Consider the following 23,153-nt stretch of genomic DNA (forward strand, 5'->3'; position numbering starts at 1 on the left):
GCCTCATGATATGACACAACGCCCGAATGTGCTTCTCATCTGCGCAGACCAGTGGCGCGGCGACTGCCTGTCGGCACTTGGCCATCCCAATGTGCGAACGCCGAACCTCGACGCACTGGCGGCGGACGGCATGCTGTTTCGCAAGCATTTCGGTCAGTGCACGCCTTGCGGTCCTTCACGTACCAGCCTGCTGACCGGGCTCTATCTGATGAACCATCGCTCCGGCCGCAACGGCACGCCGCTCGATGCGCGTCACACCAACATCGCCCTGGAGGCGCGCAAGGCAGGCTATCGGCCTGCCTTGTTCGGTTACACGGACACCAGTGCCGATCCGCGCGATTTCGACGCCAACGATCCGTCGCTTAAGACCTATGAAAGCGTGATGCCAGGGTTCGAGGCGGCGCTGCATCTGCCTGACGAGATGGAGGAATGGATCGCCGACCTTCTCGACAAGGGTTACGACCTGCCCGGCGGCCGAGCCGACGTCTTCCGCCCCAAGGCGGGTTTCGACAAACCCGACGATCGTGGCTTCCGCTATATTCCGACGATCTATCCGGCCGAACACAGCGAAGCTGCGTTCCTGACCGATGCGTTCCTGAAATGGCTTTCGGTGCGGCGCGACAGTCCGTGGTTCGCGCATTTCGTGTTTCTGCGGCCGCATCCGCCGCTGATCGCGCCAGAGCCTTACAATGCCTTGGTCGACCCGGCGGACGTGACCTTGCCGGCGCGAGCGGTGAGCCTTGCCGAGGAAAAGCTGCAGCACCCGATGCTTGCCTACGAACTGGATCGGGTGAGCGTGCCCGGCGGTTACGACGAGCACAGCCCGTTCGATCCGGTTTCGGCCAACGAACTGGAAATCCGGCAGATGCGGGCGACCTATTACGGGTTGATCGCCGAAGTCGATCATCATCTCGGCCGCATCATGGAGCACCTGAAGCGAACCGGCGAATATGACCGCACGCTGATCATCGTCACCAGCGATCATGCCGAAATGCTGGGCGAGCATCACGCCTGGGGCAAGGAGGTCTATTTCGACGGCGCTTTCCATCTGCCGCTGGTCATCCGTGATCCGCGCGCCGACGCGGATGCTGCGCGTGGCAGCACCGTGGAGGCCTTTACCGAAGCTGTCGACGTCATGCCGACCATTCTCGACTGGATGGGACTTGAAAAGCCGCGCGCCTGCGACGGCCGTTCGCTGTTGCCGCTGCTGCATGGCGACACACCGGACGACTGGCGCAACGCTATCTTCTTCGAACATGATTTCCGCACCGTGGCGACACAGAAGGCGGAGGTGACGCTCGGGATCAGCTCCGATCAGTGCAGCTATGCGCTCATCCGCGACGACCGCTACAAATACGTGCATTTCGCCGCTTTGCCGCCGCTGCTGTTCGATCTCGTCGAGGATCCATACGAGACGACCAATCTGGCCCAACGCCCGGAAATGGCATCGACCGTGCTGCGTTATGCGCAGAAGATGCTCGACTGGCGGCTGACTCATGCCGAGCGCACCCTGACCAACATGATGATTACCCAGGCCGGCGTGGTGTCACGGCCTTGAGGCAATCACGCTGGTCTTAAATTTTGATCCAGCTTGGTGCTGCCGGCTCGTGGGGCGGCAAGGATAAGGGTGGGGTGCCGAAGATGGAGCCTGCATCCCGACATGAACCAGCACCCCATCCCGTCGGGGAACAAAGTCTCCGTCATTGACGGTCGCGAGGCCTGGCTGAGACTTGCCGTTTCCGTCGTGCTGGGCACGATTGGTGCTGTCGGCATGTGGGCGGTGGTTGTCGTGCTGCCCGCCGTGCAGGCCGAGTTCGGCGTCGACCGTGCCGATGCGTCGTTGCCATATACCGCCACGATGATCGGCTTTGCCGCCGGCAATGTGCTGGTCGGGCGCGCGGTCGACCGCATGGGCTACTGGATACCGGCGCTATTGTCGTCGCTGACGCTCGCGGCGGGCATGATCCTGGCATCTTTCGCCGGTTCGATCCTGCAGTTCTCGCTGGCGCAGGGAATTCTAGTCGGCTTCGGCACCGCGGCGATCTTCGGGCCGCTGGTCGCCGACATTTCGCACTGGTTCAACCGTCGCCGCGGTGTCGCGGTCGCAGCCGCTGCCTGCGGCAACTACCTGGCTGGCGCGTTGTGGCCGGTGGTGATGCCGCCGCTGATCGCTACCGAAGGATGGCGCTTCACCTATCTGGTTATCGGCATCTTCTGCCTCGTCACCATGATCCCGCTGGTGCTGATGATGAGGCAGCCCGCGCCACGCGAAGCTTTCGCGACTTCATCCTCCTCGACATCTCGCCGCGTGCAGCCGATCGCGCTGTCACCCGCAACCCTGCAAGGCCTGCTGATCGTCGCCGGTTTCGGCTGCTGCATGGCGATGGCGATGCCTCAGGTGCACATCGTCGCCTATTGCATGGATCTCGGCTACGGCGTGGCGCGCGGTGCTGAGATGCTGTCGCTCATGCTTGCAGGCGGCGTTGTCAGCCGGCTGGTTTCCGGCTTCGTTGCCGATCGGATCGGCGGCATCAAGACGCTTTTGATCGGATCGGCGCTGCAGTGCCTGTCACTGCTGTTCTACATTCCTTTCGACGGGCTGGCATCGCTTTACATCGTCTCGCTGGTGTTTGGCCTTTCCCAGGGCGGCATCGTGCCTTGCTACGCGATCATCGTGCGTGAATATATGCCGGCGGCCGAGGCCGGCCAGCGCGTCGGCCTGGTCATCATGGCGACCATCATCGGCATGGCCGTGGGGGGCTGGAGTTCGGGCTGGATCTACGATCTTACCGGTTCCTACGCCGCCGCATTCCTCAACGGTATCGCATGGAACGTGGTGAACCTGGCTGTGATGCTGCTGGTGCTGTGGCGAGTGGGGCGGCCGCAGTTGGCGGTGTCATAGCCTCCGAACCAAGCGCCAAGCAGAACTCTCGTTCTCAGTTGGACTGAGAAGACATCTCCAGCGGATAGTCGTCATTGTCGGCGTCACGCATCGCCGCCAGGCTGCGGTTGTCCAGCACGTCGGCGATCGCCTGGCGCACTTCCAGCATCATGTGGCGGACTTCGCAGGTTTCTTCGTTGCAGTCCTCGCAGCGCTGGTATTGCGTGCGGCTGGCGCAAGGGATCGGCGCCAGCGGGCCGTCGAGCACGCGCACCACATGGCCGATCTTGATCTCTGCTGCCGGCCGGGCGAGGCGATAGCCACCGTCCTTGCCCTTGCGGCTCTGCACGAAACCGGCATTGCGCAACTCGCCAAGGATGGCGTCGAGGAACTTCTTCGGGATGTTGTTGGCGACGGCGATGTCGTTGACGAAGGCCAGTTGTCCGGCCGGCATCCGCGACAGATGCACAAGGGCCTTGAGCCCGTACTTGCCTTTTTTGGTGAGCATGCCTGTCACTGCCTGAGCCGCAATCCCGTCAGCCGTTTGCCGGCTGTTTGTGCGCAAATCATGGCAAAACACTCGACCAGGACGCACGAACAGAGAATAGAGTCCAGTTTGTCGATATACAATGAAAAGAGCGTTGATTCTTCGGGCGTTTTCAAAACGCTACGACGTTGTGCTACAAAAATGGCACGCTTGCCTTCGTGAAAATGAAAAAGCCGGCTGGCGCCGGCTTCTTCTTCATTGTCTGCCAGGCAGGTCAGCGGTTGCCGTAGATCTCGTCCAGCAGCGCACCCTCGCCGAAGTGATCTTTCTGGACTTTTTCCCAACCACCGAACGCGTCTTCGACCGTGACAAGCCGGACTTCGGGGAACTTGTCCTTGAATTCGGCAGCGACCTTTTCGTCGCGCACGCGCAGGCCGTTCTCCGCCTCGATCTTCTGGCCTTCTGGCGTATAGAGGAAGTCGAGATAGGTCTTGGCGAGCTCGCGGGTGCCATGCTCATCGGCAACCTTGTCAACGATGGCGACCGGGAATTCGGCCAGCAGACTGACCGACGGGACGACCTGCTGATATTTGTCGGTGCCGTATTCGCGAGCGATGCCCTGCGTCTCGGATTCGAAGGTGATCAGCACGTCGCCGATGCCGCGTTCGGCAAAAGTGGTGGTTGCAGCGCGGCCGCCGGTATCGAACACCGGCACGTTGTTGAAGATCTTGGAGACGAACTCCTTGACCTGGGCGGGATCACCCTTGAACTTCTCGTTGGCGTAGGCGGTGGCTGCCAGATAGGTATAGCGTGCGTTGCCGGAGGTCTTTGGATTAGGGAAGATCACCTGGACGCCGTCGCGGGCGAGATCATCCCAGTCCTTGATGTTCTTGGGATTGCCGGCTCTCACCAGGAAGGAGGGCAGGGAATAGAAGGGCGAGGCGTTGTTGGCGAAATCCTTCTGCCAGTCAGCGGAGACAAAGCCCTGCTTGACCAGGAAGTCGACGTCCGGAACCTGGTTGAAGGTCACCACGTCGGCACCGAGGCCTTCGACGATCGAACGGGCCAGCTTCGAGGTGCCGGCATGCGACTGGTCGATGGTGACGCCGGGATGTTTTTCGATGAAAGCCTTGTTGACCTGAACGAAGAGTTCGCGGCCAACGTCATAGGAAGCGTTGAGCAGCTTCTCGGCGGCAGAGGCGGGCGCTGCTGCGAGGATCAGGCCAGCCAGCGCAACACCGGCAAGCAAAAGGCGTTTCATGAAAGGACTCCGTTGGAAAAATTTACTGCGGAAGTCCGTACATTAGAACCTGATACCACAAAGACGAGGAATGCCGGTCTGTAGCCGTATTCGTAAGTAGAAAAACCATCCCGAAAATCGATGTTTCTGGAACGGTTTTTCTGCGTCGTGCGCCGGACGTCTGTGCGGTCCTAGTTTCCTGCTGCTTTTGCGGGAAACAGCTTCCAACGGCTCGGCCGGAAAGCGATGCGGCTCTTCTGGGTCGCGATATGATCGACAGGCAGTTCGATCTCGACGCGCTGGCGCTCGCCGCCGATCTCCAGTTCAACACGGCGGGTACCGGCGACGCGGCGGCTGGCGACCACCGTGCCGGCGATGCAGCCGCTGCAGCCGTCGAGCAGTTCGATATCGTGCGGGCGGAAGTAGAGCAGGGCATCGCCGGGCGGATGGTTCGGTGCCGAAAGTCCGATCGGCCGATCGGCGATCCAGACCTGACCGTCGGTGATCCTGACCGGCAGCGAGCTCGATTCGCCGATGAAGCCGAAGACGAAGGGGGAGTTCGGCGTGTCATAGACCTCGTCGGCCGTTCCGATCTGCTCGATCTGGCCCTGGCTCATCACGACGACGCGGTCGGCGAGTTCGAGCGCTTCTTCCTGGTCATGGGTGACAAAGACGGTGGTATGGCCGGTGGTATCGTGGATCTCGCGCAGCCAGCGGCGCAGTTCACGACGCACCTGCGCATCGAGTGCGCCGAAAGGTTCGTCGAGCAGAAGCACTTTCGGCTCGATCGCCATGGCGCGGGCAAGCGCGACGCGCTGGCGCTGGCCGCCGGAGAGCTGCGCGGGATAACGCTTCTCCAGCCCGGAAAGCTGGACAAGATTGAGCAGTTCCGAGGCACGGCCGCGGATTTCTTCCTTCGACGGGCGGGTGGCGCCAGGGCGTACCTTGAGGCCGAAGCCGATATTATCGGCCACCGTCATATGCCGGAACAGCGCGTAATGCTGGAAGACGAAGCCGACATTGCGCTCCTGGATGGTCTTGCCCGACGCATCCTCGTCGCCGAAGAAGATCTTTCCGGCTGTCGGCCGCTCCAGTCCGGCGATCAGTCTGAGCAACGTGGTCTTGCCCGAGCCGGAAGGTCCGAGCAGCGCGATCAGCTCACCGGAGCGGATGTCGAGCGAGACGTCCCGAAGCGCCGGAAACCGGTCGAATTCCTTGCGTACATTGGCAACGCGAACTTCCATTCAAATGTCCCTGTCAATGTCCGCGTGTCGCGGCGAGTTCGGCGCCGTAGCGCATCTCGAGAACGGTTTTCAAGATCAGAGTGACCAGCGCGAGCCCGGCCAGAAGCGAAGCCACGGCAAAAGCGCCGACGGCGTTGTATTCATTGTAGAGGATCTCGACATGCAGCGGCATGGTGTTGGTCATGCCGCGGATATGGCCCGAAACCACGGACACGGCACCGAACTCGCCCATGGCGCGGGCGTTGCACAGCAGCACGCCGTAGAGCAGGCCCCATTTGATGTTGGGCAGGGTGACATACCAGAACACCTGCCAGCCATTGGCGCCGAGCGACAGCGCGGCCTCCTCGTCCCCGGTTCCCTGTTCCTGCATCAGCGGGATCAGTTCGCGCGCGACAAAAGGAAAGGTGACGAAGACAGTGGCGAGCACAATACCCGGCACGGCGAAGAGGATTTCGATGCCGTGCGATTTCAGCCACGGGCCGAGCATCGCCTGGGCGCCGAACAGCAGCACATAGACCAGGCCGGAAATGACCGGCGAGACCGAGAAGGGCAGGTCGATCAGGGTGGTGAGAAAGGCCTTGCCCTTGAATTCGAATTTGGCGATCGCCCAGGCGGCAGCTATGCCGAAGACGACATTGAGCGGCACGGCGATCAGCGCGACGGTGAGGGTGAGGCGAATGGCCGAGAGCGTGTCGCGGTCACTCAGCGAGGTGAGGTAGGCGCCGACGCCTTTGGCGAAGGCTTCCTTGAAGACGATGACCAGCGGCAGCAGCAGGAAGATGCCGAGGAAGGCGAAAGCGATCGCCATGAGGGTCGCGCGTGCCGAGCGACTTTCGGTGATGGCCGCCGAGACATTGTCGTGTACCGGCTCGTAGGACTTGATCTCCGGATCAGCCATAGCGCTTGCGACTCCATGCCTGCAGGAGATTGATGACGAGCAGCATGGCGAAAGATATGGCCAGCATCACCGCGGCAATGGCGGTGGCGGCCGCATAGTTGAACTCCTCCAGCCGGATGACGATGAGCAGCGGGGCGATTTCCGTCACCTTGGGCAGGTTGCCGGCAATGAAGATGACCGAACCATATTCACCGACACCGCGTGCGAAAGCCAGAGCGAAGCCGGTGATGATGGCTGGTGCCAATCCCGGAAAAAGCACGCGGGTGATTGTCTGGAAGCGGCTGGCGCCGAGTGTGGCGGCGGCTTCCTCGACCTCCTTGTCGATCTCCTCGATGATCGGTTCGACGGTGCGCACCACGAAAGGCAGGCTGACGAAGACCAGCGCGACAATGATGCCGAGCGGCGTATAGGCGACCTTGATGCCAAGCGGCATCAGCAGGCTGCCCAGCCAGCCGTTCGGGGCATAAAGCGTGGTCAGCGCGATGCCGGCAACCGCGGTCGGCAGGGCGAAGGGAAGGTCGACCATGGCGTCGACCACGCGCCGACCGGGAAACTTGTAGCGCACCAGAACCCAGGCGACGATCGTGCCGAACACGACATTGACAAGGGCTGCAATGAGTGCGGTGCCGAAGCTGATCTCCAGGGCTTTCAAGGTACGATCGGCGGTGACGATGCGCCAGAAATCGACCCATCCGAGGGAGGCGGAACGCCAGACCAGCCCAGCCAGCGGGATGAGAATGATGAGGGTGAGGTAGACAAGCGAGAAGCCGAGCGTCAGTCCGAAACCCGGAATGACGCTCGGCTGCTTGAACCGCCACCCCGCCTGCGCGGGTGCTGTGGTCATGTTGTTGTTAATCCGTCCCTTCTCGTTCCCTGGAGCGAATGCATTGGCATCCGCCCTGTCTCCTTGTTTGTTGCATGATCTCCGTCCGAAAAGTCCGCAACTTTTCGAGATCACACCAGCCGGTTGCGCCCCGACAATTCCGGGGCGTCACCGCAGCCCTCACTGCGCCGGCTTGTAGACCTGGTCGAATATACCACCGTCGGCGAAATGATAAGGCTGTGCCTTCTTCCAGCCGCCGAATTGCGGATCATCGATCGTCACCAGCTTGATCTCGGGCAGCTTGGCAAGGTCCTCTGCCGGGACGAGTTCGGGCTTTGCGGGACGGTAATGGTTCTTGGCGATGATCGTCTGGCCCTCTTTCGAATAGAGGTACTTCAGATAGGCTTCCGCTACCTTGCGCGTTCCCTTTGTGTCGACATTACCATCGACGACGGCGACTGGCGGCTCGGCGAGGATGGATGTGGGTGGGTAGACGACATCGAATTTGTCGGCGCCGAATTCGTCAAGCGCGAGATAGGCTTCGTTTTCCCAGGCAAGCAACACATCGCCAAGATCCTTTTGCGCGAAGGTCACAGTCGAACCACGGGCACCGGTATCGAGCACCGGAACGTGTGAATAAAGATTGGAGATGAATTCCTTGGTCTTGGCCTCATCGCCGCCGTTCTGCGCGTTTGCATAGGCCCAGGCAGCGAGATAGTTCCAGCGTGCGCCACCGGAGGTCTTCGGGTTCGGCGTGATGACCTGGACGCCGTCCTTCACCAGGTCGTTCCAGTCCTTGATGCCCTTGGGGTTGCCCTTGCGGACAAGGAAAATAATGGTCGAGGTATAAGGGGCGGAATTGTGCTCGAATTTGGTGCGCCAGTCGGGATTGATCTTCTTTGATTTCTCGACAATGGCATTGATGTCGCTTTCAAGTGCCAGCGTGACCACGTCGGCTTCAAGGCCATCGATGACAGCACGTGCCTGCTTGCCGGAACCACCATGCGACTGCTGTACGGTCACGGTCTCGCCGCTCTCTTTTTTCCAGTAGGCGGCAAAGGCCTCGTCGAACTGCTTGTAGAGTTCGCGCGTCGGGTCATAAGACACGTTGAGGATCGTCGTATCAGCGAATGCGAAACCGAGCGCACCGAACTGGACAGAGCCGGCGATAAGGATGCCGAGCAGTTTCTTGAAGTGAGGTTTGGTCATTTCCGCCTCCGTTGAACTGTATTCTACTCTATCGAAATTGTAGAATTTGGGTGCGGCGAAAGTTGCCTTTTTCGGGCTTGCGAAGAAAAGTTCCAGCGATTTGGCGGTCAGGCAAGAAAATTCTACCTCACCCAGGAGGGGGTCGATCATAAATGGAGTCAAGCTCGGCAGGCCTATTCGACGAAGACCTTGACGCTGGTGGCGCGACCGGCGGCGTCGATGACTGTCAGCGTCGAATAGCCCGTCCCATCCGGCAGCCAGGTTGCGGTGCGGCGACGGTCGATGCCGGCCAGCGGCTTGCCGTTGGCGAGCCAGCGGAACGGCGCCCGGCCGCCCTGCAGTTTCAGCACCAGCGGTGTCGCCTCGGCCCCTGATAAGCCAAGGTCGACGCGGGCACCGTCCGGCGGGAAAACGATCCGCGGAGCGGGCTCGGTGACGGCAACGCCAGACTGGGGTTCATTGCCTGTCCCGAAGCGGGCGAGCGTGACCGGCAAGTCCTCGCGTCTCGGCCGAAGCACGCCGGCCGGCTGGCTGGGCAAAGCGACAGCGGCAAGGCCCGAGCGGACAAAACCCTCGAACAGGATGGGGGCTGCCGACACGTAGCCCGAGAGGCCGGGCACCGCGCTGGCGTCGGCGCGGCCGACCCAGACGCCAAGGACGTAACGGCCGTCGAAGCCGATCGCCCAGGCATCACGGTAGCCGTAGGATGTGCCGGTCTTGTAGGCGATGCCGCGTTGCGGCGCGCCTTCCGGGGGGCGTACGCCGGCGAGGATATCGGTGATCTGCCAGTTGGCCTGCTCGTCCAGGATGGTGGTGGCGGTGCCGGTCACGGGCACGGCCTCGGTGCCGTCGCGCAGCGGATGCACCTTTCCACCATTGGCCAGGCCCGTATAGAGCTGAACCAGGTCGCGCAGGCTGGTGCCGACGCCGCCCAGACCGATGGCGAGGCCTGGCGGCTGGTTGGTCGGCAGCAGCGGGGATACGCCGGCCTGACGGAAACGGGCGGTCAGGCGAGCCGGCCCGACCGCATCCAGGACACGGATGGCGGGCACGTTCAAGGAAAGCTGCAATGCCTGGCGTATCGAGACGTCACCTTGATATCCCATGTCGAAATTCTTCGGCCGGTAGCCGGAAAAGTCTGCCGGGCTGTCCTCTATCATCGTTTCCTGCGCGACCATGCCCTGTTCGAAGGCCAGCCCGTAGATGAAGGGCTTCAGCGTCGAACCCGGTGAGCGTACGGTACGGGTCATGTCGATCCAGCCCGCCCGGCTGGAATCGAAGAAAGATGCCGAGCCGACGCTGCCCAGAATGTCGCCCGTACGGGAATCGGCCAGCACCATGGCGACCGAGAGTTTTGGCCCGAGCCGGGTTGCCGCTTCGCGTGCAACGGCCTCGAGCCCTTCCTGGACGCCTTTGCGCAAAGTGAGTTTGAGCGGAGCGCCGGCTTCCACCTTGCGCAACAGCGTATTGGCGGTGTGCGCGGCAAAGGCAGGCAGTTGGCGCCGCAGGTTGGCGACGTCGTCGAGGGCGGCGCGGTGCGCTTCGCGTTCGCCGATCAGCACGGCGGTGACCATGCGGTTGAGCACGCGGTCGCGCGCTGCCTGCGCAATGGCTGGGCTCTTGTCCGGACGGCGGCGCTCCGGCAATTGCGGCAGCGCAACCAGGAGGGCGGCTTCCGAAACCGTGAGACGGCGCGGTTCCTTGCCGAAATAGGCGAGCGAAGCGGCGCGGACGCCTTCGAGGTTGCCACCATAGGGCGCAAGCGTCAGGTACTGTTCCAGGATCTGGCGCTTCGTCAGTCGTCGCTCGATCTGCAGTGCGCGCAGCATCTGTTTCAGCTTCGAGCCGACCGAGCGGCTCTCGCGCGGCTCGATCAGGCGGGCCAACTGCATGGACAGCGTCGAACCGCCGGAGACGATGCGGCGGTTACCGGCGAGTTGTGTCGCTGCCCGCCCCAATGCCAGCAGGTCGATGCCTTCATGGTCCCAGAAGCGTTTGTCCTCGTAGGCGACCAGCATGTCGACGAAGTTCCTGTCGACCTGGTCGAGGCTCACCGGCAGACGCCAATAGCCATCCCTGGTGGCGAAGGCACGCAGCAATGCGCCGTCACGGTCGAGGACTTCGGCCGATACGGCCAGCGGGTCGGGCAGAGGCGGCGGAAAGGCACGGTCGAGCATCCACAACCCGCCGACGGCAATTGCCGCAAAACCGGCCGCCGCGCCGGCGAACATCGCAACGCGCCGCAGCCCCTTGCGAGCAGGAGAAGGCGTGAGAGTGTCACTCATGACCACCTTGTGGCGCCGGCCTTACGGCGCCTTCACCTCCATCATGCCGGTGGCGGTCCGCGCCGAATATTGCGGCCGGTACATGTCCTCGACGCTGGCCGCCGGATGCGCATAGACGCCGGGCGTCACCGCCCGCACCACATAGGCCAGGGTCTTGGTACGGTCGCCATCCTCCGCCGCTGGATCGAAAGCAGCGACGAAACGGTCATTGCGGAATTCGAGATGCGCGGCGTTGGTCTGCGCCAGCCAGGAGAAGTTGGAAAGCTGGGCCGAAGAAACGAGACCCGGATTGTCGATCTCGAAGCCCGCGGGCAGCAGGTCGGTGATCAGCACGCGTTGTGGCCAGTCGTTCAGCTCCGTCACCCTCAGGACGACGACATAGCGCTCGTTCTGCCTGGCTTCGCTCACATTCGCCTCACTGCCGTCGAGTGTGTAATAGGTGCGCTCGATGGTAAAGCCTTCGCCGCCAGCCGGCAGCGGCTGGGCCGGTGCGGCAACGGTGGTGACCACCGCCTGCAGGCCGTTCTTGCCGGCATTGGCGACGGTCAACGGGCTGTCCATCAAGGTCTCGCCGGTCATCTCGGTCGAATAGGCACCGCTGTGCGGCTGACCGTTGATGGTGAGCTTGATGGTGTCGTTGCCATTCTTCAGCGCACGCGCTGCCAGCAGCATCCAGGCATTGTCCTGGGTGCTCGTCCATCGCTGCGCTGCGCGTTGCCTCTCCACCTGCCTGATCAGTTCCGGCAGCACCGAGGGTGTCGGTTTGGATTCGGCGGCAAGCGCCAGCATTGCGGAGGCATCACGGACCGCCGAGCCATAATCGGAACGGTACCAGTCATAGTTCTTGGTGCTCCTGGCAAGCGTCAGTGCGGCCTGGAACGTCGATTCCGATCGCTGCGCATCGCCATAGAGCGCCAGGGCAGCAGCGAGCTGCGCCACCGCCATCGGACTGGAGAAAGCCTCCATCTTGGTGTCGGCATAATAACGCAGGTCTCCGACCGAAGCCTTCTTGTTGCGGGCCAGGACATAGAGCGCATAAGCGATCTGCGAGCCACGGTCTTCGACGCTCTGATCGTAGCCGAGCGAATTCTGCAGGTTGCTCAATGCCTGCGAGATCGCCTGGGCCGGCACTTCGTATTTGGCCTCACGCGCTCTCGTCAGGAAGTCAGTGACGTAGGAATCCAGCCACAGGTCGCCTGAGCCCGGTCCCCACAGGCCGAAGCTGCCGCCGGAAGCCTGATAGCTCAGCACCCGGTAGATCGCCTCCTGCACCCGATCGTGCAGGCCGGGATCGTCCGGGATGCCGTAGCCCTTCGACATTTCGCTCATGTAAAGCAGCGGCAGCGCGCGGCTGGTGGTCTGTTCGGCGCAACCATAGGGATAGCGATCGAGCGACAGGATCAACGACGGCACGTCAAGCGCGGCCGACTGCGATACGCCGACGCTGACGGACGAGCCCTGCAGCGTGCTTTCCGCCAGGAGTTGCTGATCCACACGCAGCGATGCGCCATTCTTCAGGTCGACGACGAGGCGGACCGGAACCGGAAGCTGAGCCGGACGCACAGGCAGGAACAATGTCTGTTCCGCCGAAGGTCCACCATCCCTGGCCAATTTCACCGTGATGGTGGCATCGCTCGGTGAAACGCCGATCAAGGGCACACTCAACGTCTGTCGCTTGCCTTCAGCCAGGGTGAGCTTGGCCGGCACGGCCTCACTGCCGATGGTGATGTCGCCAGTGGTCTCGATGGCGAGCGCGTAGTCACCTGCCGGAGCATCGGTGTTGGCGAAATCAAGCCGCATGGTCGCGGCATCGCCAGGTGCCAGGAAGCGTGGCAGGCCGGCGGTGATGACGATGGGATCGCGCACGATCACGTCGCTCACGGCATGGCCGACGGCTTCCCTGGTCCAGGCCACGGCCATGACACGCGCTGTGCCATTGAACTGCGGCAGGTCGAAATTGACCGTTGCCTTGCCCTCGGCGTCCAGTTTGACGATGCCGGAGAAGAAGGCGACCAGCTTTTCGGTTGGCGGGCTGCCCTGACTCTGCAAGGCGTTGCCGTCGCCACCGGTGCGAAGCTTGCCGGTGGTGCCGAGCGAGCCGTCGATGAGGCGGCCGTAGAGGTCGCGCAGTTCCAGCCCCATCATGCGCTGGCCGAAGAACCAGTCTTCAGGGTCCGGCGCCTTGTAGTTGGTCAGGTTCAGGATGCCGACGTCGACGGCGGCCACCATGACGTAGGCATCGCTGCCAGGTGCCACCCCGGTCACCGAGACGGGCACCGAAAGCGTCTGCCGCGGTTCCATCTTGGCGGGCGGCGCAAGCACGACGCCGAGTTTCCTCGCGCCCGGATCGATCTTCAGCCATTTCACGCCGATGGCGCGGGCCGGCATGCGGCTCTGCTCGGCGTCGCCCGGCCTGTAAAGGGTGGCCGTGACATAGGCGCCAGCGCCCCAATCCCCGGCGACGGGGATGTCCACCGTGCCGCCGTCCTTGGGAATGCTGACATTGAAGGTCTTCAGCAGGCGGTCGGCGCCGATCGTCACCAGCAATTCGCCTGCATAATGCGGCGACACTTTCAGCTTGGCGGTGTCACCAACGGCATAATCGTCCTTGTCGAGAGCGATCTCCAGTCCGTCCGGTGTCTCGGTCGAGGTGGCACTGACGTACCAGCCGCCGTCGAACTCGTAGGAGGAGGCCGGACCGTCCGGATCGGCCGTTTCAACTTCCAGCCGGTAGCGTCCCCAATCGACAGGCAGCGATACCGTCGCTTCACCGTCGGCAGCGATATCGACCTTGCCATTGGCAACAGCCTTGGTGAGGTTCACCGCTTCATAGGCCCAGGAGCCGCCATTGCGGTACCATTGATAGTTGCGCTCGACCCTGACCAGCGACCATTGCGCGCCGGAAAGCGCCTTGCGGTTGCCGTCACGATCGACGGCGATCAGGCTGAACTTGGCGGTACCACCCTGCGGCACTTCGTCGTTTTCGAAATCGGCTCGGATACCGATCAGATCGCCTTGCGGGCGCACGGCCAGATTGAGGGAACGCTCGACGGCGCGGCCGCCGGTCTCGCGCATGCGCACGGTCACCTTGGCGTTCACCAGTTTGGTGGTGGCCGGCAACTGGTCGATCGTGACCGGGAAGGTTGCCTTGCCATCGTCGCCCACCACCGGCAGATCGGCCAAAGGTGTCACCGTCGGCTGCGCCGCCTGTTCATCGGCGAGGCCGAAGGCAAAGCCCTTGAAACGGTCCCAGTCGCGGGTCACCGACAGCGTTGTCTCGCCTTCGAGCGCCAGGCCGGCAGCCGGTGCGCCATAAAGGAAGCGGCCATCGACGGTGACGTTGGCTGTCTCGGCCTGCGCGATCTCGGTCTTGTCAGCGCTGAGGTCGAACTCGATGCGGTCGGGCACGAAGTCCTCGACCAGGAACATCTGCGTCGCCACTGCCGCCTGCTTGGGGTCGGTATGGATCGATACCGTCCAGGTGCCACGCATGGCATTGGATTCCAGCGCCAGATCGACGGCATGGCCGCCGGCAGAGGCACCATCGCTGACGATACGGCGCGCCTCGACACCGTCCGGGCGCGTGAAGATGAAGGTCAACGGCAGGTTCTCGACCGCCTTGGATGCATCGTCACGGGCAAGCGCCTGTACATGCACGTCTTCGCCGACCCGGTAGATGCCGCGTTCGGTCCAGGCATAGACGTCGAGCGCGCCCGGCGCGGCGCGGCCGGCGACACCACGATCCGAAAGATCAAAGCCGGCCTTGGCCATGTCGAGGAAGACGAAGTCCTGATCACCCTGCTTGGCCATCAGCACTGCCGGTACCATGCCGCCTTCGCCGCGTGTAAGGCCTGGATTGAAGACGGCGCGGCCCTCTGCGTCCGTGGTCGCTGTGCCGAGGATCTCGTTGTTGCGGGCAAGCAGGGTCAACTCCGCGCCTTGGATCGGCTTGGCGCTTCCCAGCGAGCGGGCGAAGACGTTGAGGCCGTCCTGGCCGGTATAGGTCGAAAGGCCGATGTCGGAGACGACGAACCATTGCGTGGCACGCGAATTGTACTCGTCGCTCTTGTCGTCCACCGGCTGTGCAGTGAGGATGTAGACGCCGGGCTTGCGCTGCGGCAGCGCTTCGTCGACCGGGAAGGAGGTGGTCACCTCCTTGTTGAGATCGCCGGCGATCTCCATGCGGCCTTCCCAGATCGGCTGCCCCATCTGCTCCTTGATGTTGGAGAGGTCATAGCCGTCGAGCTGGCGCAGGAACTGGTAGCCGGAGAGAAGCTGTGCCAACGACCGGTCGCCGATGCGGAAGAGCTTCATGTCGGCGGCATTCATGTTGACGGTGACGACCGGAATGCCGCGGCGCACGCCGGACGGCAGCACGAAACTGTCGCCCGTGAAGCGGGCGGACGGTGCCCGATCCTGCACATAGATCGACAGCGTGACGGGGGCGGCGGTTACTTCGCCGATCGCTGCGGGAATGCCGGCGCGGAAGACGACATCGTAGTGCTGGCCGTGCTCGAGACCTTCGACGCAGATCTGCTTGTCCTTGGCCTCGACCGCCTTGGGTGCTGCGCCGCCGATGGTGACGAACTGCGCATAGTCGACGCCGGTCTTGACCAGCTCCTCGGAGAACTGCGCGCAGATGCGCGGGCTGGAAGTGTCGGCATCGACCGTGTGTTCGACGACCCGGAAACCCTTGCGCGCCTTGAGGTCCTCATATTCGGCGCGGACCGCCGCCGAATTCTCGAGCGCCAGGCTTGCCTCGTAAGCCTGCAATGCCGGGCGATATTGTTCCCGGCGGTCGAGGCCGGCAGCGAGCAGCGCCAGGGTCTCGGCGCGAGCGGCGGCGGTGCGGGACAGCTTGTAGCCTAGATAGGCTGCGGAGGTGGCGTTGGATTGCAGTGTCGACTGGTTGTCGCTGGAAGCCGCAAGCGTGCCCAGGATCTCGCGGGCCAGCTTTGGCCAGAGCGCTGCGTCGTCCGGCATGACGGAAGCTGCGGCCTCGTATTTCTGCATCGCGGTGCGATGGTCGCCCGACAGTGCCGCCTGTTCGGCTTCCTGTTCAAGGGTCGTTAGGCCGTCGCTGGGCTTGGTGTAGCCGGGCCCGGTCAGGTAATTGCGGTATTGCTGCGCCTGATCGGCCATCCAGGCCGGGAAATAGGTGAGTTCGGCCGGTGCGCCGATATCGGGGGCCGTGTCGATGGTGACGACCTTGCCGCCGACCGCGCCTGCAAACGGCTTCAGCGTGTTGAAGTCGGACTTGAGGAAGCACCACTTCGCCTTGGTGTTGTAGGTGAAGGCGCGACAAGCCGAATCGCCGAGGCAGGTCGTCTTGCACTGATCGAGGGTGACATTCTGCTCCGAACGCAGATCGAAACCGAAATAATCGGTGTTGTCCGTCGTCACGATACGCTTGGTTTCGGCGGCCTGTGCGGCGCCGAGCGAAGCTAGCAGGAAAAAGAACAGAACCGGCAGGAAACGAGCCGCGCGCGATGCCATCACACCCTCCTGGCACTTGATCGTCCCGGGCATGTTCCGTCTTCCACCTGGCTTGTCAACGTGCCAAATGCCGGTGAAACGACAGGACGACGCACAAAAGGATGCGCGTAAGTTATCTGTATCCTCTCGCTAATTTAGCCAAAGCAGAGATCACGTGATTTTGCGAAGGCACAAAAGGTGTGTATTCAAAATTCGTTGCAATTCGGACATTTGCAATGCAGCCGCAATGTTGGTTTACGAGGGCTTCACATGTTCATTCCAAGTTTACCTGTAGGGAGCATTGGGAGGTAGGGTCCGCGTATTGAGGGACAAGGCGAGTTGATGCCTGTACAGGAGAGGCGCTGTTGGAGAGCAAGCACGTGCTGGCGTGCGCTTTCGCGCGCCCTGTTTTTGTCCGTCCTTGGTTTCTCTGCCGTCGTGGCTGAAAGCCACCGGGCAACAGCCTTCGAATTGTTCGGGATCAAGCTCTGGGGCTCCGACGAGAAGGCCGACGAGGCAATCACCGATCCGTTGAACTATACGGTCACAATCGAAGTGCCGGACGCAGACGACGACCTGAAGGAAAAACTGGAGAATGTCTCCAGCCTGAAGAATGACGAGGAGCGTCCGGTTTCGGGTTCGCTCGGCCTGATGACCAAGGCGCGCGGCGACCGCGAGCAACTGGTAGCCGCACTCTACGAAGATGCCCGCTACGAAGGCGTCGTCGATATCGCCATTGCCGGCAAATCGCTTGACGATCTGCCGCCAGACGCCGAGTTCAAGGGACAACAACCCGTTCCGGTGACCATCACCATAAGACCTGGCCAGAAATTCACGCTCGGCGACATCCGTTTGAAGGGCGACGCCGCGGGGATGGCAAGCGCGGATTTTGGCCTGATCTCCGGTGGCGACGCAGGCTCCGGCGCGGTGCTCAAGGCCGAAGCGCGGCTCGTCAAGGCACTGAAGGACGAGGGCAGGCCGCTGGCCAAGGTCACCGATCGCGAGGTCGTGGCCGACCATGACAACGGACGGCTGGACGTGACGCTGACTGTCGAGGCCGGTCCGGTCGCGGGCATTGGTCAGACCACCGTCGAAGGCACCGAGGCGGTGGACCGCGAGTTCACCGAGTACATGACAGGTTTGAAGCGCGGCGAGCGCTATTCGCCGAAACAGATCGAGGATGCCCGTGATCGCCTGCTCGGGCTGGAAGTCTTCAACAGCGTCTCGCTGAAGGAAGGCGAAAAACTCGATGTGGATGGGAACATTCCGATCGGTGTCGAGGTCAGCGAACGCAAGCCACGCTATTTCGGTGTCGGCGGGACCTTCTCCAACACGGAAGGGCTTGGCCTGGAAGGCTATTGGGGGCATCGCAACCTGTTCGGCCGCGCCGAGAAGCTGCGCATTGAAGGCAAGATCAGTGGCATCGGCGCCAATGCCTTGGGCGAGCTCAACTACAATGCCGGCATCATGTTCGAGAAGCCAGGCGTGGTCGGGCCGGCATCGAAGTTCTTCGCCAACCTGAAGACGGTCTACGAACATCCCGACGCCTATGACCGTTTCTCGACCAAGGGCGGCATGGGACTGTCCTATGAGCTCGACAAACGGCAGACAGTCTCGGCTGAGGTTTCGCTCGATTATTCGAAGATAACCGACAGTTTCGGCAAGCATGACTATCTGATTGCCAGCGTGCCGCTGCAGTATGTCTTTGACAATCGCGACAACAAACTGAACCCGAAGAGCGGGTTCAGGCTGCTCGCCTATGCCGAGCCAAGTTATGACCTCCTGAACGGCGCCACGTTCGTGAAACTGCGCGGCGAGGGCAGCGCCTACCAGGCAATCGACACCGGAGGGCGGTTCGTGCTTGCTGGTCGCGTCGCCCTTGGCTCGATCGTCGGCGCGGGCCTGCAGGACGTTCCCGCCGATCGGCGCTTCTATTCGGGCGGCGGCGGTTCGGTGCGCGGCTATGCCTACCAGGGCATCGGCCCGAAGGATATCAATGGCAAGCCGACTGGCGGCCTGTCCTATTTCGAGACCTCGGCTGAAATGCGCATAGGCATCACCGACACCATCGGCATCGTGCCCTTCGTCGATGCCGGCACGGTTTCAACCAGTCAGTTTCCCGACTTCTCCAATGTGAAGGTGGGTGCCGGCGTCGGCCTGCGTTACATCACGCCGTTCGGGCCGCTGCGCATCGATGGTGCCGTGCCGCTCAACCGCGAGCCCGGCGATCCGCGTTTCGGCATCTATGCCGGCATCGGCCAGGCGTTCTGACGGCATGGCGAAGTTGTTGAAACGGGCATTGCGGATCTTCTTCTACCTGGCGGCAGTTGTCGTTGCGGCTGCGCTGGGGGCTTTGATCGTCTTCACCACGACGGAGCGCGGGCGCGACAATCTCGCCGGCCTGATCTCCTCGATGGCTTCGACGCCGGGTAGCAAGGTCACCGTTGCCGGCATAGACGGCATCTGGTCGGGCGCGCTGAGGATCGATCATGTCGTGCTGGAAGACAGCAAGGGTCCGTGGCTGGTGCTGCGCCAGGTCGCGGTGGACTGGTCGCCATTTGCGTTGCTGACCAAGACATTTAGCGCCGATCGCGTCGCGGTCGGGCGCATCGAGGCGGCGCGGCTGCCGGTGTCTGAAGGCGAGTCGAAGCGCGACACCGAAGCTGGTTTCAGCCTGCCGGTGTCGCTCGACATCAAGGCGATCGACCTGCCCAACATCGCGCTCGGCGAAGCTCTGGCCGGCGCAGGCATCGCGGAACTGGCGGCCAAAGGGTCGGTGAAGGCCGACGCTTCGCCGCTTGCCGTGGCAGCCAGGCTCAACGTGGCGCGAAATGACGGCAAGCAGGGTACCGTCGACGCGACCGTCGATTTCGCGCCGGCCGACAACAAGCTCGACCTAGATGTGAAGGCTTCGGAGCCTGCGGGCGGAATCCTCGCCAATCTCTTGCAACTGCCTGGAGATCCATCGGTCGATATCACGCTGGCTGGAAAAGGTTCGTTGGCCGACTGGAATGGCACGGGTAATTTCAGCGTCGACGGCCAAGTGGTCACGCAACTGACCGGTCGAAACCAGCAGACCGAAAAGGGCAACCGCATCGAGGCGAAAGGCGATGGCGATTTCGCGCGTTTCCTGCCGGACCGCTTCAAACCGCTGCTCGCCGGCAAAACGGATTTTGCCTTCACCGGTACCGCGACCAAGACGGGTGGCGTGGAAATCGAGCAGGCGCAGATCAACAGCGACGCCTTGCGTGCCACGGCCGCTGGCCACGTTGAGCCAAAAGGCTCCACGGATTTTTCGCTGCAGTTCAATTCGGTAGGTCCGACATTGCCGCTGGCGCTCGGCAGCAAGGAAAGTCCGATCGATATCGAGATGAAGTCTGCGGCGCTGCGCGCTTTCGGCGAAGGCAGCACACCGACGCTCGACATCGGCGCTTCACTGGCGAAAGTGACGACGACCGTCACCAAATTCGAGAACATCGACCTGACGATCCATTCGAACAATTTTGACATTGCCAACCGGGTCGGGCCGATGACGGGTTCGCTGACCGTCGACAAGATCGGACTGGATAACCCGACCATCGCGCCGCTTATCGCCGGCAAGATCCGGGCCGATGTCGCCGGTAGCTTGGCGAAGGAAACCATCAATGTCGACAAGGGGTCGATCCGCTCGGATACGCTTGTCGGGGATTTCAACGGCAAGATGGCCCTGGTCGACGGATCGATCGAGTTGAACGTCAAGGCCGATGCCGCTTCTTCGGCATTGCCTGCCGCCGCGCGCCCGGTGCTTGGTGAACGCGCCGTGCTGTCGGCCGCGATCCGGCGCGATTCCAAGGGCACTGTGACGGCCGATTCCATTGCACTGGATTCGGGCGCCGTGTCCGCCAGCGGTAGCGCCAGCCTACACGAAGGCCAGATCGTTGCCGAGCTCAAGGGTGCACTCGCCGATCTCTCGCTGCTTTCGAAGGAGGCCAAGGGCTCGGTCGGCCTTTCGGTCACTGCGAAAGGTGTCATGGTTGCTCCCGATGTTTCGGTGTCGCTGAGCGGTGACAAGCTGGAGGTTGCGGGGCGCGAGATCAACGGATTGAACCTCTCGGCCACCGGCCGGGCCGATGTCGCCAACCCTGCCGCGGACGTCACGCTGTCTGCCACGGTTGCCGGGCAACCGCTTCAGGGCAAGGCGGTGCTGAAGACCGACAACGGCCAGCGGCGCATCGATGGGCTAAGGCTGGCGCTCGGCAACAATGGCGTGGCCGGCGATCTCGTCCTCGACGAGGCCTTCCTTCCGGAAGGTACAGTGACGATCGATCTGCCGGATATCGGGCCGCTGGCGGCGCTGGCTCTGGAAAAAGCGGAAGGCGATGTGCGCGGCACGGTGCGCTTCGCCAAGCGCGACGGCGTGCCTGAAGTGGCTTTGCAGGCCAAGGCCGGTATCAAGCGCGGTGATCTGATCGCCAAAAATGTCGCCATCGATGCGCTGGTGGCCAATTATGCTGCCGCGCCTGCGGTTTCCGGCACGGTGCGGGCCGACGCGGTTACCTCCGGCACGACAACAATTACCGGTATCGCAGTCGATCTGAAACGCGATGGCGAATGGACCGGCTTTTCCGGTGGCGCCACGGTCAAGGACATTCCCGCCAAGGTGGTCGGCCGTGTGAAATCGACAGGCGGCGTGACCACGCTCGAACTTGCGTCCGGCCAGGCCGTGATCCGTGGTCTCAAGGCCGTGATACCCGAACTTTCGACCATCACGGTGGCCAATGGCACGACGACAATCCAGAAACTGGTGGTCGGCGTCGATAGCGGCCGCGCGACGATCACGGGTACGGCGGGGAAGGCTCTCGACATCGATGTAAACCTCGCCAACCTACCGGTGGCTGCGGCCAATACATTCTCGCCGGGACTTGGCGCTGCCGGCACCGTGTCTGGCACCGCCAAGGTGACCGGCGCTGCGTCCGCGCCCTCGGTCACCTACAACATCAAGGCCAGCGGGCTTGGGGTGGCGGCGACGCGGGATGCCGGCATCGGCGCCATCAACATCGCATCCGGCGGCACCTTCGTGGCCAACAAGCTCACCTTCAATGCCGACATCGGCGGTGGAGCCGGGTTGGCGCTTAAGGGCGGTGGCTCCGTGACCACCGCCGGCACGCCAAACCTCTCCGTCGATGTGGCCGGCAACGTGCCGTTTGAGCTCTTGTCGCGCAAGCTGGCGGAGCAGGGGCTTTCGCTGACCGGTGGGGCCAACGTTTCGGTGCAGGTGCGCGGCCCAGCGACGAAGCCGGTGATCGCCGGCTCCGTGCGCTCGTCTGGAGCGCGGCTCCTCGACGCGAAGTCGGGGCTCGGGGTCAAGGACATCACGCTTGATATCGGCATGGCCAATGGCATTGCCACCATCAACCGGCTGACCGGTACATTGTCGACCCGTGGTACGCTGTCGGCCGGCGGCACGGTCGCCATCGATGCCGCCAGAGGGTTCCCGGCGGATCTGTCGATCAAGCTGGTCGACGGCCGTTACACCGATGGCCGCATCGTAACCGCCAACCTTGGCGGCGATCTCACCATCAAGGGGCCATTGGCAACAGCGCCCGCAATTGCGGGTACGATCAACCTCGGCAAGGTCGTCGTCACCGTGCCGGAACGCTTGCCGACCTCGCTGTCGACCCTGAACATCAAGCGCAAGGATGCGCCTGCGGCTGTGAAGGCACAGGACAAGGCGCTGCGTCCTTCCGGTGCCAGCAGCAGCGGTAGCAGCGGAAGCGGCGGGCTGACGCTCGACGTCACCGTCAACGCCCCCAACCAGATCTTCGTGATGGGACGTGGTCTCGATGCCGAGCTCGGCGGCAATCTGCGGCTGACCGGCTCAGCTTCCGCGCCGCAGGCTGTCGGCAAGTTCACGCTGCAGCGAGGACGGCTTTCCATCCTCGGCAAACGGCTGACCTTCACCGAAGGCACGCTGACCTTCTCGGGTTCGCTGGTGCCGTATCTCAACATGGTGGCGGAATCGACGGCTGGCGACGCGACGGTGAACATCACTGTTTCCGGCGAGGCGACCAATCCTAAGTTCACGTTCTCTTCGGTGCCTGCATTGCCCGAGGACGAGGTTCTGGCCCGTCTGATATTCGGCCGCTCGATGTCCAACCTGTCGCCGCTGCAGATTGCCCAGCTCGCAGAGGCGGCGGCGCAGCTCAGCGGTGTTGGCGGGTCGACGTCGCTGCTGGAAAAGCTGCGCGGCAAACTCGGCGTCGATGATCTCGACGTAACCACCGACGAACAGGGCGGGACGGCGGTGTCGGCCGGCAAATATCTCAACGATCGCACCTATCTGAACATCCAGAAGGGCGAGAAGCCTGGCTCAGGCAAGGCGCGCATCGACTTCAATGTCGGCAAGGGCGTCAAGCTGCGTGGCGAGGCCTCCGACGATGGCGAGGCCAAGGGCGGCATTTTCTACGAGAAAGAATACTAGGCCGCAGCTTCGGGTGTGGCAGTCCAGGTGGACCGACATTGTGCGGCAACTGGCGCTGCCACAGCAGCGCTGATTGTATCATGACAGAAATGCACGCGGTTTACGCAGAACCGGTGACCGTCTGTTTTTTGCCCTCGATAGCAAATTTCCG

12 protein-coding genes are annotated in these 23,153 nt (G+C 62.7%); 4 read left to right on the top strand and 8 right to left on the bottom strand.

Going from position 1 to position 23,153, the window contains the following annotated elements; all coding sequences use genetic code 11:
• The first annotated feature begins 10 nt into the window (after positions 1 to 10).
• Positions 11 to 1,558: an alkaline phosphatase family protein gene (locus ACFWYE_RS09590; RefSeq protein ID WP_379110997.1), complete on the top strand. Its 1,548-nt coding sequence runs from the start codon at positions 11 to 13 to the stop codon at positions 1,556 to 1,558.
• 102 nt (positions 1,559 to 1,660) lie between these two features.
• Entirely contained in the window at positions 1,661 to 2,902 is a 1,242-nt protein-coding gene (locus ACFWYE_RS09595) for an MFS transporter (protein WP_379110999.1), read from the top strand.
• A 34-nt stretch (positions 2,903 to 2,936) separates the two neighbouring features.
• On the opposite strand, the gene ACFWYE_RS09600 is transcribed toward ACFWYE_RS09595, so the two are convergent.
• From ACFWYE_RS09600 to ACFWYE_RS09635, 8 genes are all read right to left on the bottom strand, one after another.
• Positions 2,937 to 3,389, bottom strand: a complete 453-nt coding sequence (locus tag ACFWYE_RS09600) for an RrF2 family transcriptional regulator (RefSeq protein WP_379068307.1) — start codon at positions 3,387 to 3,389, stop codon at positions 2,937 to 2,939.
• A gap of 253 nt (positions 3,390 to 3,642) precedes the next feature.
• The gene (locus ACFWYE_RS09605) at positions 3,643 to 4,629 is read right to left on the bottom strand and encodes a sulfate ABC transporter substrate-binding protein (RefSeq protein WP_379068310.1); all 987 of its coding nucleotides are present in this window, start codon (positions 4,627 to 4,629) and stop codon (positions 3,643 to 3,645) included.
• Positions 4,630 to 4,799: 170 nt separating this feature from the next.
• Positions 4,800 to 5,852 carry a sulfate/molybdate ABC transporter ATP-binding protein gene (locus ACFWYE_RS09610; RefSeq protein ID WP_379068312.1) on the bottom strand — a complete coding sequence of 351 codons (1,053 nt, stop codon included), beginning with the start codon at positions 5,850 to 5,852 and terminating at the stop codon, positions 4,800 to 4,802.
• Positions 5,853 to 5,865: 13 nt separating this feature from the next.
• Positions 5,866 to 6,750, bottom strand: coding sequence for a sulfate ABC transporter permease subunit CysW (cysW, locus tag ACFWYE_RS09615; RefSeq protein WP_379111000.1), 885 nt, complete (start codon positions 6,748 to 6,750; stop codon positions 5,866 to 5,868).
• Complete coding sequence (gene cysT, locus ACFWYE_RS09620) at positions 6,743 to 7,594, bottom strand: sulfate ABC transporter permease subunit CysT (RefSeq protein ID WP_326896004.1); 852 nt, start codon at positions 7,592 to 7,594, stop codon at positions 6,743 to 6,745. Before cysT ends, cysW begins: the two co-directional genes overlap by 8 nt.
• 159 nt (positions 7,595 to 7,753) lie before the next feature.
• Complete coding sequence (locus ACFWYE_RS09625) at positions 7,754 to 8,782, bottom strand: sulfate ABC transporter substrate-binding protein (RefSeq protein ID WP_379068318.1); 1,029 nt, start codon at positions 8,780 to 8,782, stop codon at positions 7,754 to 7,756.
• A gap of 173 nt (positions 8,783 to 8,955) precedes the next feature.
• Positions 8,956 to 11,067 carry a penicillin-binding protein 1C gene (pbpC, locus tag ACFWYE_RS09630; RefSeq protein WP_379111002.1) on the bottom strand — a complete coding sequence of 704 codons (2,112 nt, stop codon included), beginning with the start codon at positions 11,065 to 11,067 and terminating at the stop codon, positions 8,956 to 8,958.
• 21 nt (positions 11,068 to 11,088) lie between these two features.
• Positions 11,089 to 16,563 carry an alpha-2-macroglobulin family protein gene (locus ACFWYE_RS09635; RefSeq protein WP_379111004.1) on the bottom strand — a complete coding sequence of 1,825 codons (5,475 nt, stop codon included), beginning with the start codon at positions 16,561 to 16,563 and terminating at the stop codon, positions 11,089 to 11,091.
• 321 nt (positions 16,564 to 16,884) lie between these two features.
• Here ACFWYE_RS09635 and ACFWYE_RS09640 point away from each other — a divergent pair, with 321 nt between their 5' ends.
• Together ACFWYE_RS09640 and ACFWYE_RS09645 are read left to right on the top strand one after the other, a co-directional pair.
• Positions 16,885 to 18,813, top strand: a complete 1,929-nt coding sequence (locus ACFWYE_RS09640; RefSeq protein WP_379111006.1) for an autotransporter assembly complex family protein — start codon at positions 16,885 to 16,887, stop codon at positions 18,811 to 18,813.
• A gap of 4 nt (positions 18,814 to 18,817) precedes the next feature.
• Entirely contained in the window at positions 18,818 to 23,002 is a 4,185-nt protein-coding gene (locus tag ACFWYE_RS09645; protein WP_379111007.1) for a translocation/assembly module TamB domain-containing protein, read from the top strand.
• The last annotated feature ends 151 nt before the right edge of the window (positions 23,003 to 23,153 follow it).

The organism is Mesorhizobium sp. NPDC059025, from assembly GCF_042739655.1.
Taxonomy (GTDB): domain Bacteria; phylum Pseudomonadota; class Alphaproteobacteria; order Rhizobiales; family Rhizobiaceae; genus Mesorhizobium.

What these genes read in the sequence shown, in the direction of transcription:
- ACFWYE_RS09590 (WP_379110997.1), top strand. Translation starts at nt 11, where the DNA reads ATGACACAACGCCCGAATGTGCTTCTCATCTGCGCAGACCAGTGGCGC.
- ACFWYE_RS09595 (WP_379110999.1), top strand. Translation starts at nt 1,661, where the DNA reads ATGAACCAGCACCCCATCCCGTCGGGGAACAAAGTCTCCGTCATTGAC.
- ACFWYE_RS09600 (WP_379068307.1), bottom strand. Translation starts at nt 3,389, where the DNA reads ATGCTCACCAAAAAAGGCAAGTACGGGCTCAAGGCCCTTGTGCATCTG.
- ACFWYE_RS09605 (WP_379068310.1), bottom strand. Translation starts at nt 4,629, where the DNA reads ATGAAACGCCTTTTGCTTGCCGGTGTTGCGCTGGCTGGCCTGATCCTC.
- ACFWYE_RS09610 (WP_379068312.1), bottom strand. Translation starts at nt 5,852, where the DNA reads ATGGAAGTTCGCGTTGCCAATGTACGCAAGGAATTCGACCGGTTTCCG.
- cysW (WP_379111000.1), bottom strand. Translation starts at nt 6,750, where the DNA reads ATGGCTGATCCGGAGATCAAGTCCTACGAGCCGGTACACGACAATGTC.
- cysT (WP_326896004.1), bottom strand. Translation starts at nt 7,594, where the DNA reads ATGACCACAGCACCCGCGCAGGCGGGGTGGCGGTTCAAGCAGCCGAGC.
- ACFWYE_RS09625 (WP_379068318.1), bottom strand. Translation starts at nt 8,782, where the DNA reads ATGACCAAACCTCACTTCAAGAAACTGCTCGGCATCCTTATCGCCGGC.
- pbpC (WP_379111002.1), bottom strand. Translation starts at nt 11,067, where the DNA reads ATGAGTGACACTCTCACGCCTTCTCCTGCTCGCAAGGGGCTGCGGCGC.
- ACFWYE_RS09635 (WP_379111004.1), bottom strand. Translation starts at nt 16,563, where the DNA reads ATGGCATCGCGCGCGGCTCGTTTCCTGCCGGTTCTGTTCTTTTTCCTG.
- ACFWYE_RS09640 (WP_379111006.1), top strand. Translation starts at nt 16,885, where the DNA reads ATGCCTGTACAGGAGAGGCGCTGTTGGAGAGCAAGCACGTGCTGGCGT.
- ACFWYE_RS09645 (WP_379111007.1), top strand. Translation starts at nt 18,818, where the DNA reads ATGGCGAAGTTGTTGAAACGGGCATTGCGGATCTTCTTCTACCTGGCG.